Here is a 13363-nt window from a genome sequence, read left to right as displayed (position 1 = left end):
TCTCCTCAGGCCACGCTGATCAGTTCGATCTTCACCGCACACTTCTTGTAATCGGTCTGCTTGGAGATCGGGTCGGTGGCGTCCAGGGTGACCTTGTTGATCAGTTTGCGGGCGTCGAAGAACGGCACGAACACCAGACCCTGTGGCGGTTTGTTGCGCCCGCGGGTTTCGATGCGTGCACGCATTTCGCCGCGCCGGCTGATGATTTTCACTTCGCTGCCACGCCGCGCGTTGAGCGCCTTGGCGTCATCCGGGTGCATGTACACCAGGGCGTCGGGCACCGCCTTGTGCAGCTCTTCGACGCGTTGGGTCATGCTGCCGGTATGCCAGTGTTCCAGTACCCGGCCGGTGCTGAGCCAGAACGGGTAATCGGCATCCGGAGATTCAGCCGCGGGCTCGTAGGGCAGGGCGAAGATGATCGCCTTCTTGTCCGGGTAGCCGTAGAACTGCACACCGCTGCCTTTTTCCACATAAGGGTCGAGGCCCTCGCGGTAGCGCCAGCGAGTTTCCTCGCCGTTCACCACTGGCCAGCGCATGCCGCGTTCGCTGTGGTAACGGTCGAAATCCGCGAGGTCATGGCCGTGGCCGCGGCCGAATTGGGCGTATTCCTCGAACAGGCCTTTTTGTAGATAGAAACCGAAGGCCTTGGCTTCATCATTGAGATAGCCAGCTTCGATCTGTTCGCCGGGGAACTGGTCGACCTGGCCGTTGGCGAACAGCACCTGATACAGGGTCTTGCCCTTGTGTTGCGGCGAGCTGGCCAGCAGCTCGGCGGGCCAGACTTCATCGGTGGTAAAGCGCTTGGAGAACTCCACCAACTGCCACAGATCGGATTTGGCCTCGCCCGGCGCGCTGACCAGTTGATGCCAGAACTGCGTGCGGCGTTCGGCGTTGCCGTAAGCGCCTTCCTTCTCCACCCACATGGCGCTGGGCAGAATCAGGTCGGCGGCCTGGGCGGAAACGGTGGGGTACACATCGGAAACAATCACGAAGTTGTCCGGGTTACGCCAGCCGGGCAACACCTCGCCCATGATGTTGGGACCGGCCTGCATATTGTTGCTGGCCTGGGTCCAGTACACGTTGAGTACGCCGTCCTTGAGCATGCGGCTCTGCTGCACAGCATGAAAACCGACCTTTTCCTGAATGGTGCCGGCCGGCAGCTTCCAGATTTTTTCCGCCGTGGCGCGGTGTTTGGGGTTGGTCACCACCAGATCGGCTGGCAGACGGTGAGCGAAGGTGCCCACTTCACGGGCGGTGCCGCAGGCCGAAGGCTGGCCGGTGAGCGAGAACGGACTGTTGCCCGGCTCGCTGATTTTGCCGGTGAGCAGGTGGATGTTGTAGATCAGGTTGTTGGCCCACACGCCGCGCGTATGCTGGTTGAAACCCATGGTCCAGAACGACATGACCTTGCGCTTGGGGTCGGCATACAGCTCGGCCAGCGCTTTGAGGCGTTCGGCCGGCACCCCGGTTTCCTTGGCGGTGCGCTCCAGCGTGTAGGGTTTGACGAAGGCGGCGAACTGCTCGAAGGACATGTCCGTCCAGGTATTGGCCTTATCTGCGTTCTTCGCCTGCATCTCCAGCGGATTGTCCGGGCGCAGGCCGTAGCCGATATCGTCGGCCCCCTTGGCGAACTTGGTGTGCTGGCTGACGAAGTTCTGGTTTACCGCACCGCTTTCGATGATGTGGTTCGCGATGTAGTTGAGGATCAGCAGATCAGTCTGCGGCTTGAACACCATCGGGATGTCAGCCAGTTCGAAGCTGCGGTGCTCGAAAGTGGACAGCACTGCCACCTTGGTTTGCGGATAGCTCAGGCGACGGTCGGTGACCCGGCTCCAGAGGATCGGGTGCATCTCGGCCATGTTCGAGCCCCACAGCACAAACACATCGGCGGCTTCGATGTCGTCATAGCAGCCCATCGGCTCATCCGCGCCGAAAGTACGCATAAACCCCATCACCGCCGAGGCCATGCAGTGGCGCGCGTTGGGGTCGATGTTGTTGCTGCGCAGGCCGGCTTTCATCAGCTTGTTGGCCGCGTAGCCTTCCCACACCGTCCATTGCCCGGAGCCGAACATGCCGACCGACTCGGGGCCTTTGTTCTTCAGCGCTTCCTTGAACTTCAACTCCATGATGTCGAAAGCCTGCTCCCAACTGATCGGCTGGAACTCGCCCTGCTTGTCGTACACGCCATTCTTCATGCGCAGCAGCGGCTGGGTCAGGCGGTCGACGCCGTACATGATCTTCGACAGGAAATAGCCCTTCACGCAGTTCAACCCGCGGTTGACCTCGGCCTTGACGTCGCCGTGGGTGGCCACCACGCGGTTGTCCTTGGTCGCCACCATCACGCTGCAGCCGGTGCCGCAGAAGCGGCAGGGGGCCTTGTTCCAGTTCAGCGCGGTAAGGTCTGCTTCGGTGACCAGGTTGCTCGCCGAAGTGGCTAGCGGCAGGCCGGCCGCTGCGGCAGCAATGGCGGCGGCATTGGCTTTGGCGAATTGACGGCGGGTTAAGCTCATTCGTCGACTCCTTCGGGGCTGAGCAACTCGTGATAGACCAGTGCGGTGTTGAGTACGCCCGGTAGGTTGCTGATCTGATCGATGCGCTCAAGAATCTGTTGTTCGTTTGCGGTTTCCAGTACCACCACCAGCTTGCCCAGCGGGCTTTGCTGGTGCAGTTCAACACCGTCAAGCAGGCGCAGATTGGCTTTTACCGCCTCGAACAGTTCGGGGCGGGCGTGTACCAGCAGGCTGGCGATATGCAGGGTTTCGGCCATGTTCCGTGGCTCCATGGGGTGAATCAGGCAGGGCTGTCAGCTAGGCGGCCCCGGTGGGCCAATCAGCATCTGCATAAACCAGATAAAGAAGCCGTAACCACCGACCAGGGCGATGGACAGCAGGGGGAAGAAGCACACCACCAGAAACAGGAACAAGCGGGTTTCCTTGCGTTTACTGGGGGCGTCGCGGTCAGTGGTAGGCATCTCGGCTGACTCCATTCATGCGTAGCAGTCAGACTAGACCCTACAGGCAATAGGGACAAAAACATTGCGCTGAATCATGACGAATGGCTTTTTCCAGCACGTGTTGGGTAATCGCCTGGTAATAATCGGTCAAAGGCGGGCGGCATTCGGTTCAGCGTTTGTTCAGCAAGGGTTCAGGAGGCGTTCAGCGAGGGCTAGGCAACATAGACCTCGAGTTAAACAACACCGACTAACCATTGAGGACACACCATGAACCGTACCCTTAGCAAACTCGCCCTGGCGACTTCCCTGAGCTTCGCTGCTGTTACCGCCAACGCTGCTGACAACTTCGTCGGCCTGACCTGGGGCCAGACCGATAACAATATTCAGAAGTCCAGCGCGCTCAACAGCAACCTGAACAACCCCAAACTCGACAAGGTGATCAACGACACCGGCACCTGGGGCGTGCGCGCCGGTCAGGTCAGCGAGACAAACCGTTACTACATGACCTATGAAAATGTCTCGGACACCGACAGCGGCAACAAGCTGCGCCAGCAGAACCTGCTCGGCAGCTACGATGTGTTCCTGCCGATTGGCGACTACAACACCAAGCTGTTCGGTGGTGCTACGGCCGGCCTGGTCAAGCTGGAGCAGGAGAGCAAGGGCTTCAAGCGTGATAGCAACATCGGCTATGCCCTCGGCCTGCAGGCTGGCATTCTGCAAGACATCAACCAGAATGCCTCGATTGAAGCCGGCTACCGCTACCTGCGCACCAATGCCAGCACGGAAATGGCCCCGCACGGCGCAGGCAAGGTTGGCTCATTGGACCTGCACAGCAGCGGCCAGCTGTACCTGGGTGCCAACTACAAGTTCTAAGTGGTTGCCGATCGATCTGGCCGGGCTTACAAGCCCGGCCGCTTTATTGCGGGGAGTGCACGATGAAACTGTTGGTCGTGGAAGATGAAGCGCTGCTGCGCCACCACCTCTACAGCCGGCTTGGCGAACAGGGCCATGTGGTCGATGCCGTGGCCAATGCTGAAGAAGCACTGTACCGCGCGGCTGAATACAACCATGACCTGGCCGTGGTCGATCTCGGCCTGCCGGGCATGAGCGGCCTGGACCTGATTCGCCAGTTGCGCAGCCAGGACAAGAGCTTCCCCATTCTGATTCTCACCGCCCGTGGCAACTGGCAGGACAAGGTCGAAGGCCTGGCAGCTGGCGCCGATGATTACGTGGTCAAACCCTTTCAATTCGAAGAGCTGGAGGCACGCCTGAACGCCTTGCTGCGCCGCGCCTCGGGCTTTACCCAGGCGAGCATTGCCGCTGGCCCGCTCGTGCTCGACCTCAATCGCAAGCAGGCGCTGCTCGATGGCGAAACCTTGCAACTGACAGCCTTCGAATACCGCATTCTCGAGTACCTGATGCGTCACCAGCAGCAGGTGGTGGCCAAGGAGCGGCTGATCGAACAGCTCTACCCGGATGACGACGAGCGCGACCCCAATGTGATCGAAGTGCTGGTTGGCCGCCTGCGTCGCAAACTTGAAGGCCAGCTGGATTTCAAACCCATCGAAACCGTGCGCGGCTAGGGCTACCTGTTTACCGAGCGCTGCCGATGAGCGCCGCCGCCGAGGCGAGAAACTCCGCACCCCAGCGCGGCGAATCCCTACGCCTGCGCCTGATGCTCGGCACCGCCGTGCTGGCTGTGTTGTTTATGCTGGCGCTGCTGCCAGCGTTGCGCGGGGCCTTTGTCATCGCCTTGGAACAATCCATCGAAAAACGCCTGGCCTCCGATGCCGCGGCCCTGGTTTCTGCAGCGCGGACCGAACAGGGCCGGCTGACCATGCCGGATAAACTGCCGGCCGATGAATTCGACAGCCTGGAAGCCAAGCTGCTGGGTTTTATCTACGACCGCCAGGGCAAACTGGTCTGGCAGTCACGCTCCTCTCTGGATGAAAGCGTCAGCTACCGCCCGCGCTACGACGGCCGTGGCCACGAGTTTGTGCGCATCAGCGATGCTCAGGGTCGCGAGTTCTTTGCTTACGATGTGGAAATCGACCTGTTGCGCGGGCAGAGCGCCGCCTTCAGCGTGGTCACCATGCAACCGGCCAGTGATTACCAGTCTATGTACGATGGCTTTATGGGCCAGCTCTACCTCTGGCTGGGCGGTGCATTGCTGGTGCTGTTGGGGTTGCTCTGGTTCGGTCTGACCTGGGGCTTTCGCAGCCTGCGCGGCCTGAGTGCCGAGCTGGATCAGGTGGAGGCGGGCACGCGCGCCGGCTTGAGTGAACAGCATCCGCGCGAGCTGCTGCGTCTGACCGGTTCGCTCAACCGCCTACTGGAAAATGAACGCCAGCAGCGCGAGCGCTATCGGCATTCGTTGGACGATTTGGCGCACAGCCTGAAGACTCCCCTGGCCGTGCTGCAAAGCGTGGCCGAGGTGATCGACAACCAGCCCAACAATCGCGAGCAGTCGCAGGTGCTGCAACAGCAGATTGAGCGCATGAGCCAGCAGATTGGCTATCAGCTGCAACGCGCCAGCCTGCGCAAGAGCGGCCTGATCCGCCACAGCACGCACCTGTCGCCTTTGCTCGACACCCTCTGTGGTGCGCTGGACAAGGTCTACCGCGACAAACAGGTGCAAGTACTGCGCGACTTTACCCCTGAACAGCACCTGCCAATGGAGCGCGGAGCGCTGCTCGAATTGCTCGGCAACCTGCTGGAAAACGCCTATCGCCTGTGCCTCGGTCAGGTGCGCGTCAGCGTGCGTCAGCAGGGCGGCACGCTCGAACTCTGCGTGGAAGATGACGGCCCCGGCGTACCGGCTGATCAGCGCGAACGCATCCTGCGCCGCGGCGAGCGGCTGGATGCCCAGCATCCGGGGCAGGGCATTGGCACGGCGGTGGTCAAGGACATTATCGAGAGCTACGTCGGGGAATTGCAGCTGGAAGATTCCGCCCTGGGCGGCGCGAGTTTTCGTGTGCGGCTGAGCAACTGAGGCATATCGGCGGGTATGTGACGGTGTGGTAGCCGCTGTCTGGATACATACTTCAAGAGCCTGAACTACGCTTCGGCGCCGCCGCACCCGGAAAGTCTGCGGGAACTATTGGGGGTTGCCTAACGTTTGGTTAAGGGGCCGGATTTAGCCCGTCCCGAGTGAGCGCAGCGAGCGACTTGAACCAGTAGTTAGATGCTTTGCATGCGGTCTTCATAGTGGTGCCATATACGAAGAATCACGACAGTTTCGGTATGGGTGGCATATCGAATTACGTATTTACCGAAAACTGCATCACGAATAGCTTTTGGATCTGGAGCTAATTCAACTGCGCGACCCATTGTTGGAAATAGGCGAAGATTTTCGATGCGTGCAATGAGTTCTGTTGCTACACGTGCAGCAGCAAGGGGATCTTTTTCAGCAATGAATGCACGAAGACGAACCAAATCTGCCACGGATTCTTCTGAGTAGACCAGCTTCATTGGCCCGCCTTCGGTGGTGGCAGTTCATTGGAGCTGCCCCAGCTTTGGAGCCAGGAGCTTACTGCTTCACCGGACACGACCTTGCCCTGTGCAACGGACTCCATAGCTTGCAACGTTTCCTGCCAGCGGTTCTGCTCTAATGTCTGGCGCTCAAAAAATTCTCTAAGTGCTTGATTGATAAGCCAGCTTTTACTCCGGTGAAGCTTTTCGGCCATGGCGCCAAGATTTTCTTCGAGTTCAGGTTGTAGCCGGACGGTTGTGACGCTCATTGGGGTGCCCTCCATACTGTTTAATGCAATGTATTACATGGTATTCATTGAGGCAAGCGGGCGTGACGGGTGGTGGGTCAAAGCATCTAACGTTTGGTTAAGGGGCCGGCTTTAGCCGGTCCCAGCGAACGAAGTGAGCGCTTTGAACCAATTGTTATGCTTATGGCTCATTCGTATTGGTAACTGAACGCTCTATTAGAACTTGCTCCATTGCTTTTTTTATATCTACATCCGAGGGTGATTTTAGAGTGAAGTAAAAACTTATTGCGCCAACTACAAAACTAATTATTGTTATAACGTAAGCTCTATTGGTTTGCTTTTTTGTCTTTTCTTGTTCTGATTTTAATTCGGTGTATTTATTTAGCGTTGAGGTTATCGGTAAAAGCACATGCTTGTCGGATATTTCTGGTGATGATTCGACAAGTGTAAGTAGCCTAGATAATGAAGGCTTAACCTCGTCAGGTAAGTCGTCGAAAGGTTCTTCTTTTTCTATGTCATCAACTAATTTCTTGAGTGCCGCGAACGAGCTGGCATCGTCGGTTTCTGCGTAAAGTTTATAAACCGCATCTCGGCTGTTTTTTGATGACAGGTCAAAGCCGCGCCCAATTAAGGTTATATCCTTTGCGGAAAGTGCTACCGAAGATGAGAGCTTCTGCTTAATGTTTGATTTCATTTTTTCCATATTTTTTCTTCTTTGGATCGTCATCCAAAAAACAAAAACTATTGCCCCGGCCATTATGGATATATAAAAAATAGCCATGAATAGATTGAAAATGTCCTTTGTCACGCTGTACTCCTGTAAAGGCATAACGTTTGGTTAAGGGGCGGGCTTTAGCCCGTCCCAGTGAGCGAAGCGAACGGTTTGAACCAATTGTTATGCGCTGAACTGGCCAAGAAGGGCCATTAGCAAAAGGGCAAATACGAGTATTCCAACGCAGCATACATAAGCCTCATTTCTGGAGCCGCTTAACCACTCGTTTTTTGGGTATTTCCCAAGAGTGGCCACTTTTACAAATGGCCACCCTATGGCGTAGAAAAATGTTCCAAGTATTATTTCCGTTACTAAGTAGCCAAAAAATCGGGCTGCGAGGCTGAGAAGTTCTTCCATGTGTCTCCAGCGTATAACGTTTGGTTAAGGGGCGGGCTTTAGCCCGTCCCAGTGAGCGAAGCGAACGGTTTGAGCCAGTTGTTAGGCATGATTGTTAAAGTAAATCAGCAAGTCGCCTTCTGTAGCTCTGGAAGGAGTCATGGATGTACTTAAAATAAAGCTTTGAATTTGTCGAGTTGGCTAGCCACTTTCCATTTTTTACGCCAAGGCTATAGTCTCTGTATTTGTTTTCGACTACCGCCTCTCTTAATCTTGTGGGTAGTAGATTTATGCTGCAACCATTATGAACGTATGAGTTCCTGAGTTTTGCTAAGTCATCAATTAGCAGCTTGTCTGCTTGGTCACGATATAGTCTGGTTTTTAAGTGTTCTCTTGAGTATATGTCCGCGCACTCAATCAAGCTTTTTCGGCCTTCCTTTTTGAACTTTGGTTTTCCCTGGGTTTCTTCGAAAAAAGTCATCAGCTCCTGGATGCTGCTCTCATATGTTCCAAATATTGATACAAGTACGCCACCCCATATGGTGTGAGAGAGATATTCCAACCCATTTTCTTCAAGCTTACATAATTCGCCTGCCAACTCTCCTTGCTCTACAGGGGCTGAGATGGTCGGAATCTTTGCCTTGATGCGCTGTATTTTTTGTGCGTATGTAAATTCAAGAAATTCAGCAATTTCATTAATGTAATCATTCAATGTATAGAATCGATAGTCTATCTCGGGGAAATTTTCAAGCTTATCCATGGCGCTGTCATACATGCGATTAAGATCATCAATGTCCATGGTCGTACTGTTCTGCCTAACGTTTGGTTAAGGGGCCGGCGTTAGCCGGTCCCGAGTGAGCGAAGCGAACGGCTTGAACCACTAGTTAGGAGCTGCTCGATGATTTCTGAATTGTAGCCAAGCAATAATTAATGCAGCTATTAAATAAATGGCAATTGTCACTTCGGTTCCATACGGGTTTGCTATGTAAAGAAGAAGGAACCACCCAATTGATGCCGTGGATGCTAGTAGTCCAACCCAAATCAAGAATCTAAACAATTTGTTTTTAAGGTTCAGTAAATAAGCTGCTATGACTAACGAAACAGCTAGCGGGATGGGGAATACCTCGGTTGGTATTGAGAAGAAGGCGTTTCTGTTAGCCCCTACGAAAAATAAGAAAACACAAAATATGAGCAGGCCAACCCAAAAAAGGTACTTAATGGTTGCAGATTTATTAGGCATGCGGTTCCTAACGTTTGGTTAAGGGGCCGGCTTTAGCCGGTCCCAGTGAGCGAAGCGAACGATTTGAACCTCTAGTTAGGCTGCCTGACGTTGCGCCGACAACAGAACTTTCTGTGTAGACGTAGGTGTATAACGTGCATGGTAGATCACAACAAGTTTTCTTCACGATGCTGGTAAATATACTTGGCCTTTACTTGGTCGCCTGGAATATATGTAATAACAAGCACTTTCCAGTCATCACCTTGTTGCACTGACTGCTTGTGGAGTTTCTGGATAAGGCTATATAGTAATGAATGGTTGTAGGTTGTATCTACGTCGGTTTTTTCTTTGCTATTAGTTGTTAATGTCAAGATGTTGTCCGTGTAGCTGTCAAATACATCAGACTCAAAAGTTAGCTTTTGATAAGGCTCATGTATTCCGGCGGATATCAGTGAAAATATTTCCTGCAATGTTTCGATTTGATCTGGGATCAAGGACGTACCCCCATCATGGCCTAACGTTTGGTTAAGGGGCGGGCTTTAGCCCGTCCCAGTGAGCGGAGCGAGCGATTTGAACCGCTTGTTAGGCAAGCGGTTCGTGGAACGGGCAAAGGCCGCTGATGCGATGCCGTACCTGCCTTTGATTTTTGATGTACCTGCATGCGTTCCTTCGCCTTTTTCTCTGCGGTTTTGAAGCGCCTCAGCGCTGGTACGGTGCTGAGGCCAGCGTGATGACACTACTCTCAGCGGACAACCTGCCGGCCAGCGATTTTATGGCTTTGGCGATGATATGGCCCGCGCCGACTTTTTGCCCGCCAGCGGTTTCAAATACACCGATGCATTTCCAAGGATTTGCACTGTGCCGAATTATTGATTCAGCAATTTCGCCTGGGTGCACGGCTCTAAGCTCTATATGCCTAACGTTTGGTTAAGGGGCGGGCTTTAGCCCGTCCCAGTGAGCGCAGCGAACGGTTTGAACCAGTTGTTATACGTACTCACTGGATTTCTTTCTGTGGATGAGGCAAGAACCAAAATATGCGATTAGTAGACCCATAATTAGCTGAGCTGAAATATTAAAATACCCAGCAATTTCAAGCTTTCTTACCACGTCCATAGTGATTTTTTCACGAGCAGTTTGCGTTGCTAGGACATATTCCTTTGTCGGGTTTTCTATATCTTTGCTGTAGTTGCTAAGTTGCATTATTTCAAGAGAGTATGCCTTGTATGCATTTTTTGCCACGGAGTTAAAACTTGAATATGTAAACCACAACGCTATCAGTAACAGCGTTGTGGTTAGCTTCGTTTTTGTTGGTCTTAAAAATTTCACGTAATCATCCAGTACGTATAACGTTTGGTTAAGGGGCCGGCTTTAGCCGGTCCCGAGTGAGCGAAGCGAACGACTTGAACCATTAGTTAGAGGCATGGCGCTCGCTGATGCTGCTGTATATAGAGTAGATGACGGCGTACTTGAGTTCAGCTTTTGAAAGCCCATCGAGGTCGTTATTTTTGACCTTGCTCAGTGAGGCTGCGGTTAGATTGGCCTCTGCTAGAGTCTTTGCGAAATTTGCAAGTTTGCGCTCCTCAAGGCTGCCAATATCTGGCGTAACCATTAGAGGTATGCCTAAGAAAGTGCGCATATAAAATGATGGAAACTTTTCGCGCGGTGTATCTAAATCACCTTTGATTCCGAAGTAAAACTGGTTTCCTTCTGCGTCTTCTAACTCAATTGTTAGTGATCCACCATCAGTAAGGGCAAATGCATCTATTGACTTTAGGGGGAAGGCAAGGCTCGGCAGCGTGTGTGCAAAGGCATATAGGCTAGCCACGCCTACTATGATTGCGATTAGCGGTAAGGTTAGCCACTTAAGTTTCACGCTTTGCCTCTAACGATTAAGCTAAGGGGCGGGCTTTAGCCCGTCCCAGCGAACGAAGTGAGCGATTTGAGCGCATTGTTATACGCCAGCCTGCACAATGACCTTGAATTTCGGCCACTGGTTGTAGCCGATATCCGGGTTGTTTGATTGTAGCTCTTTGATTAACTCCACTTCTTTCATATTCACTTCCTTGTCTGTTGCGGTTTCCGACTCCCAGAGAATTTGCTTGCGAACTGTAAAGTCACGCATTTGTTCTGGAGTGAAATCACGCGCAATTAGCTTGCTATCGGCGCTACCAAAATAATTTAGCGTTCCCGTTAAGTCTTTGCCAACGTAAATCTTGCCGTTCGGGTAAGTGATTTTATAAATGACTTTCATGGGCGGTGCCGATGTTATATGGCATGTGTGTATAACGTTTGGTTAAGGGGCCGGCTTTAGCCGGTCCCGAGTGAGCGAAGCGAACGACTTGAACCAATTGTTAGAGCACTCACACTCCGAGTTTAACTGAGCTGATTTTCGTGCCAATTGGAAGGTCGCGTACTTGTTTTTGGATTTGTCCAAGTGTACTGAAGTGCACTGCAACACTTGTTGGCTTGAAATTTTCTGGAGAGAACGACCCTCCGAGCGTTAGAGGAATTTTATAACTAAAGCACTCACGATGTGACAGGCTCTTGCCAGATGACAATAAGTCCCCTACGAGCATTGGGGAAAACCATTGATCTGCGTGATTTGCAGTTTGACGAAGAGTGTCAAATTCATCTCGACTAGCGGCAATTTTTGAAATTTCTGCGCTGCCAGTATCAAGCCAATAAATTTCGCCTAGTTCATTTTCAAGAAATGCATCGCCTAGAGCTGAGACCATGCGGAGTGATAATCCAGAAGGTATTAGCCAGCGCCACTCTTTTAGGATCTCATCTGGGGACTCCTCTGAAATATCAATTGCTAGTTCGCGCCAGGTGATTTTCATCTTGAGTGCTCTAACTATAATTAGGCGACATCTCTGTCGCATAAAACACCTGAAGGTGTCTGATAACGTTCCTTGTCATGTAGCAACCCCTTGATTTGCTTAGAGGCGTGAATGTTCAACGCGGCTAAGTGAGGTGAAAAAGCGACATGAATGACCACGCGTACCAAGCCAGCTCAAGTGTCGTAATGTTCAGACGCTACTGATCGGCCCCATGGCTGTCTAGCGGATGTGTCGAAAATCTCTTGGAATCACGGCGAGGAGAGGCAAGTCAGACCACTTACGCTTTAACTGGAGCCCAGAAATAGCTGGTCTTTGCCTTCGATCCTTGATTGCGCCATAAGCGTCCGTGTGCTGCATGCAGCCGGCAACTGCTGACTTACCCTTCCTGCGCCCGATAAGCCCCCGGCGTCAGCCCGGTCCACTTCTTAAACGCCCGATGAAACGCCGAAGGTTCGGAAAATCCTAGCTGCTCAGCAATATCCTGAATCGCCAACTCATCACGTCCCAGGTGGTAAATCGCCAAATCCCGGCGCAGATGGTCTTTGAGTTCCTGAAAACTCGAGCCTTCTTCGCGTAAGTGCCGGCGCAGGGTTTGTGGGCTCATGTGCAGTTGTTGGGCGACGGCATCCAGGTCCGGCCAGTTGCTGCAATCGCGGCCGAGTAGGCGGCGGATTTGGCTGGTCAGGCTGTCGCCGCCATCCGGGCGGGCCAGCAGGTCGGCGGGGGAGTGCTGGAGGAATTGCTTGAGAGTGCGTTCGTCCTGCAGCAGCGGCATGGCCAGGTAGCGTGCATGGAACAACAGGCTGGTACGTCCGGCGCCAAATCGCCGGGTGCCGGGGAACAGCAGTTCGTATTCGCCGGCATGCGCCGGTTGGCTGTAGGTAAAGGTGGCTTCTTCCAGGCGGATGCGCTGGCCGATCAGCCAACTGCCGAGGCGATGCCAGATCACCAGCAGGCTTTCCACCAGAAAGTGATCGGGGTCCCATAGGGTTGAGTCGTCCACGCTTAGTCGCGCCCAGTCGCCTTCGCGTTGGATGCTGATGGCCGGGGCTTCGGGGAACAGGCTATAGAACAGCGCGCCACGGCCCAGGGCTTTTTCCAGCGAATGGCAGTGGATGATCGCGTAACACATCATGGCGAAGGTGCCGCGCTTGCTGCGCATACGGCCGAAACCCAGGTATTCGTCGTCGAGGCTTTCCCACAGCAGTTGCACCAGGCGGGCGAACTGTTCCGGGGCGACCCGCGCGCGCGGTTCGTCGAGCAGTGCCGGTTGGATGCCCAGTTGGCGTAGCAGTGGCGTGCTGTCGTGGCCCTGGCGCTCGGCGCCACGCAAGGCGGCGCGGACAAAGTGGCTGGCGATAGTGCGTTCGCGCATGGGGCTGGCTCATTGATAAGGGCGGGCCGATGGTAGCCAGACGCCGGCCTGTGCAACAAGCCAAGCCTTTGCCTGGTTGGTTATTGATCCGGTTCAGTCGGGCTGGTGGATATCCGCCATGGGGCTGGCCGACGTCGTGCGGAAATCCG

17 protein-coding genes are annotated in these 13363 nt (G+C 53.9%); 3 read left to right on the top strand and 14 right to left on the bottom strand.

What is annotated here, in order from left to right; genetic code table 11:
* Positions 1-5: 5 nt before the first annotated feature.
* Genes napA through ACSQ17_RS01075 form a run of 3 tightly spaced genes read right to left on the bottom strand, consistent with a single transcriptional unit; the run spans position 6 to position 2971 of the window.
* Positions 6-2510: a nitrate reductase catalytic subunit NapA gene (gene napA, locus ACSQ17_RS01085; protein ID WP_436067232.1), complete on the bottom strand. Its 2505-nt coding sequence runs from the start codon at positions 2508-2510 to the stop codon at positions 6-8.
* Positions 2507-2767, bottom strand: a complete 261-nt coding sequence (locus ACSQ17_RS01080; RefSeq protein ID WP_436067231.1) for a chaperone NapD — start codon at positions 2765-2767, stop codon at positions 2507-2509. Before ACSQ17_RS01080 ends, napA begins: the two co-directional genes overlap by 4 nt.
* Before the next feature lie 36 nt (positions 2768-2803).
* A complete protein-coding gene (locus tag ACSQ17_RS01075; RefSeq protein ID WP_233684714.1) occupies positions 2804-2971 on the bottom strand; it encodes a periplasmic nitrate reductase, NapE protein in 168 nt (55 codons plus the stop codon).
* 249 nt (positions 2972-3220) lie between these two features.
* Between ACSQ17_RS01075 and ACSQ17_RS01070 the strand changes: the two genes are divergently transcribed.
* From ACSQ17_RS01070 to ACSQ17_RS01060, 3 genes are all read left to right on the top strand, one after another.
* Positions 3221-3826 carry a hypothetical protein gene (locus ACSQ17_RS01070; RefSeq protein WP_436067230.1) on the top strand — a complete coding sequence of 202 codons (606 nt, stop codon included), beginning with the start codon at positions 3221-3223 and terminating at the stop codon, positions 3824-3826.
* A gap of 62 nt (positions 3827-3888) precedes the next feature.
* Positions 3889-4536, top strand: coding sequence for a response regulator (locus ACSQ17_RS01065; RefSeq protein ID WP_436067229.1), 648 nt, complete (start codon positions 3889-3891; stop codon positions 4534-4536).
* Between the two features lie 26 nt (positions 4537-4562).
* Positions 4563-5945 (top strand): ATP-binding protein, encoded by a 1383-nt coding sequence (locus ACSQ17_RS01060; protein ID WP_436067228.1) that lies wholly within the window; start codon positions 4563-4565, stop codon positions 5943-5945.
* Between the two features lie 188 nt (positions 5946-6133).
* Here ACSQ17_RS01060 and ACSQ17_RS01055 read toward each other — a convergent pair whose 3' ends face one another.
* The 11 genes from ACSQ17_RS01055 to ACSQ17_RS01005 form a co-directional block, all read right to left on the bottom strand.
* A complete protein-coding gene (locus tag ACSQ17_RS01055; protein WP_436067227.1) occupies positions 6134-6424 on the bottom strand; it encodes a type II toxin-antitoxin system RelE/ParE family toxin in 291 nt (96 codons plus the stop codon).
* Positions 6421-6693, bottom strand: coding sequence for a CopG family ribbon-helix-helix protein (locus ACSQ17_RS01050; protein WP_436067226.1), 273 nt, complete (start codon positions 6691-6693; stop codon positions 6421-6423). Before ACSQ17_RS01050 ends, ACSQ17_RS01055 begins: the two co-directional genes overlap by 4 nt.
* 160 nt (positions 6694-6853) lie before the next feature.
* The gene (locus ACSQ17_RS01045; protein ID WP_436067225.1) at positions 6854-7480 is read right to left on the bottom strand and encodes a hypothetical protein; all 627 of its coding nucleotides are present in this window, start codon (positions 7478-7480) and stop codon (positions 6854-6856) included.
* 87 nt (positions 7481-7567) lie between these two features.
* Positions 7568-7801, bottom strand: coding sequence for a hypothetical protein (locus ACSQ17_RS01040; RefSeq protein WP_436067224.1), 234 nt, complete (start codon positions 7799-7801; stop codon positions 7568-7570).
* A 94-nt stretch (positions 7802-7895) separates the two neighbouring features.
* A complete protein-coding gene (locus ACSQ17_RS01035) occupies positions 7896-8540 on the bottom strand; it encodes a hypothetical protein (protein ID WP_436067223.1) in 645 nt (214 codons plus the stop codon).
* 626 nt (positions 8541-9166) lie between these two features.
* The gene (locus ACSQ17_RS01030; protein WP_436067222.1) at positions 9167-9493 is read right to left on the bottom strand and encodes a hypothetical protein; all 327 of its coding nucleotides are present in this window, start codon (positions 9491-9493) and stop codon (positions 9167-9169) included.
* A gap of 490 nt (positions 9494-9983) precedes the next feature.
* On the bottom strand, positions 9984-10325 hold the full coding sequence (locus ACSQ17_RS01025) for a hypothetical protein (RefSeq protein WP_436067221.1): 342 nt from the start codon (positions 10323-10325) through the stop codon (positions 9984-9986).
* Positions 10326-10407: 82 nt separating this feature from the next.
* Positions 10408-10872: a hypothetical protein gene (locus ACSQ17_RS01020; protein ID WP_436067220.1), complete on the bottom strand. Its 465-nt coding sequence runs from the start codon at positions 10870-10872 to the stop codon at positions 10408-10410.
* Between the two features lie 78 nt (positions 10873-10950).
* Positions 10951-11250, bottom strand: coding sequence for a GIY-YIG nuclease family protein (locus ACSQ17_RS01015; RefSeq protein WP_436067219.1), 300 nt, complete (start codon positions 11248-11250; stop codon positions 10951-10953).
* A 109-nt stretch (positions 11251-11359) separates the two neighbouring features.
* Positions 11360-11839: a T6SS immunity protein Tdi1 domain-containing protein gene (locus ACSQ17_RS01010; protein ID WP_436067218.1), complete on the bottom strand. Its 480-nt coding sequence runs from the start codon at positions 11837-11839 to the stop codon at positions 11360-11362.
* A gap of 376 nt (positions 11840-12215) precedes the next feature.
* Positions 12216-13214, bottom strand: a complete 999-nt coding sequence (locus ACSQ17_RS01005) for an AraC family transcriptional regulator (RefSeq protein WP_436067217.1) — start codon at positions 13212-13214, stop codon at positions 12216-12218.
* Positions 13215-13363: the final 149 nt, after the last annotated feature.

Source organism: Pseudomonas sp. LjRoot71, assembly GCF_964253255.1.
GTDB lineage: Bacteria > Pseudomonadota > Gammaproteobacteria > Pseudomonadales > Pseudomonadaceae > Aquipseudomonas.
The sequence above is the reverse complement of the archived record's forward strand: the minus strand, read 5'-3'. Positions and strand labels throughout refer to the sequence as shown.

Excerpts from the sequence above, each read along its gene's own strand:
- ACSQ17_RS01015 (WP_436067219.1), bottom strand. The coding sequence starts at position 11,250 with ATGAAAGTCATTTATAAAATCACTTACCCGAACGGCAAGATTTACGTT.
- ACSQ17_RS01080 (WP_436067231.1), bottom strand. The coding sequence starts at position 2,767 with ATGGCCGAAACCCTGCATATCGCCAGCCTGCTGGTACACGCCCGCCCC.
- ACSQ17_RS01055 (WP_436067227.1), bottom strand. The coding sequence starts at position 6,424 with ATGAAGCTGGTCTACTCAGAAGAATCCGTGGCAGATTTGGTTCGTCTT.
- ACSQ17_RS01005 (WP_436067217.1), bottom strand. The coding sequence starts at position 13,214 with ATGCGCGAACGCACTATCGCCAGCCACTTTGTCCGCGCCGCCTTGCGT.
- ACSQ17_RS01075 (WP_233684714.1), bottom strand. The coding sequence starts at position 2,971 with ATGCCTACCACTGACCGCGACGCCCCCAGTAAACGCAAGGAAACCCGC.
- ACSQ17_RS01050 (WP_436067226.1), bottom strand. The coding sequence starts at position 6,693 with ATGAGCGTCACAACCGTCCGGCTACAACCTGAACTCGAAGAAAATCTT.
- ACSQ17_RS01070 (WP_436067230.1), top strand. The coding sequence starts at position 3,221 with ATGAACCGTACCCTTAGCAAACTCGCCCTGGCGACTTCCCTGAGCTTC.
- ACSQ17_RS01060 (WP_436067228.1), top strand. The coding sequence starts at position 4,563 with ATGAGCGCCGCCGCCGAGGCGAGAAACTCCGCACCCCAGCGCGGCGAA.
- ACSQ17_RS01010 (WP_436067218.1), bottom strand. The coding sequence starts at position 11,839 with ATGAAAATCACCTGGCGCGAACTAGCAATTGATATTTCAGAGGAGTCC.
- ACSQ17_RS01065 (WP_436067229.1), top strand. The coding sequence starts at position 3,889 with ATGAAACTGTTGGTCGTGGAAGATGAAGCGCTGCTGCGCCACCACCTC.
- ACSQ17_RS01040 (WP_436067224.1), bottom strand. The coding sequence starts at position 7,801 with ATGGAAGAACTTCTCAGCCTCGCAGCCCGATTTTTTGGCTACTTAGTA.
- ACSQ17_RS01035 (WP_436067223.1), bottom strand. The coding sequence starts at position 8,540 with ATGGATAAGCTTGAAAATTTCCCCGAGATAGACTATCGATTCTATACA.
- napA (WP_436067232.1), bottom strand. The coding sequence starts at position 2,510 with ATGAGCTTAACCCGCCGTCAATTCGCCAAAGCCAATGCCGCCGCCATT.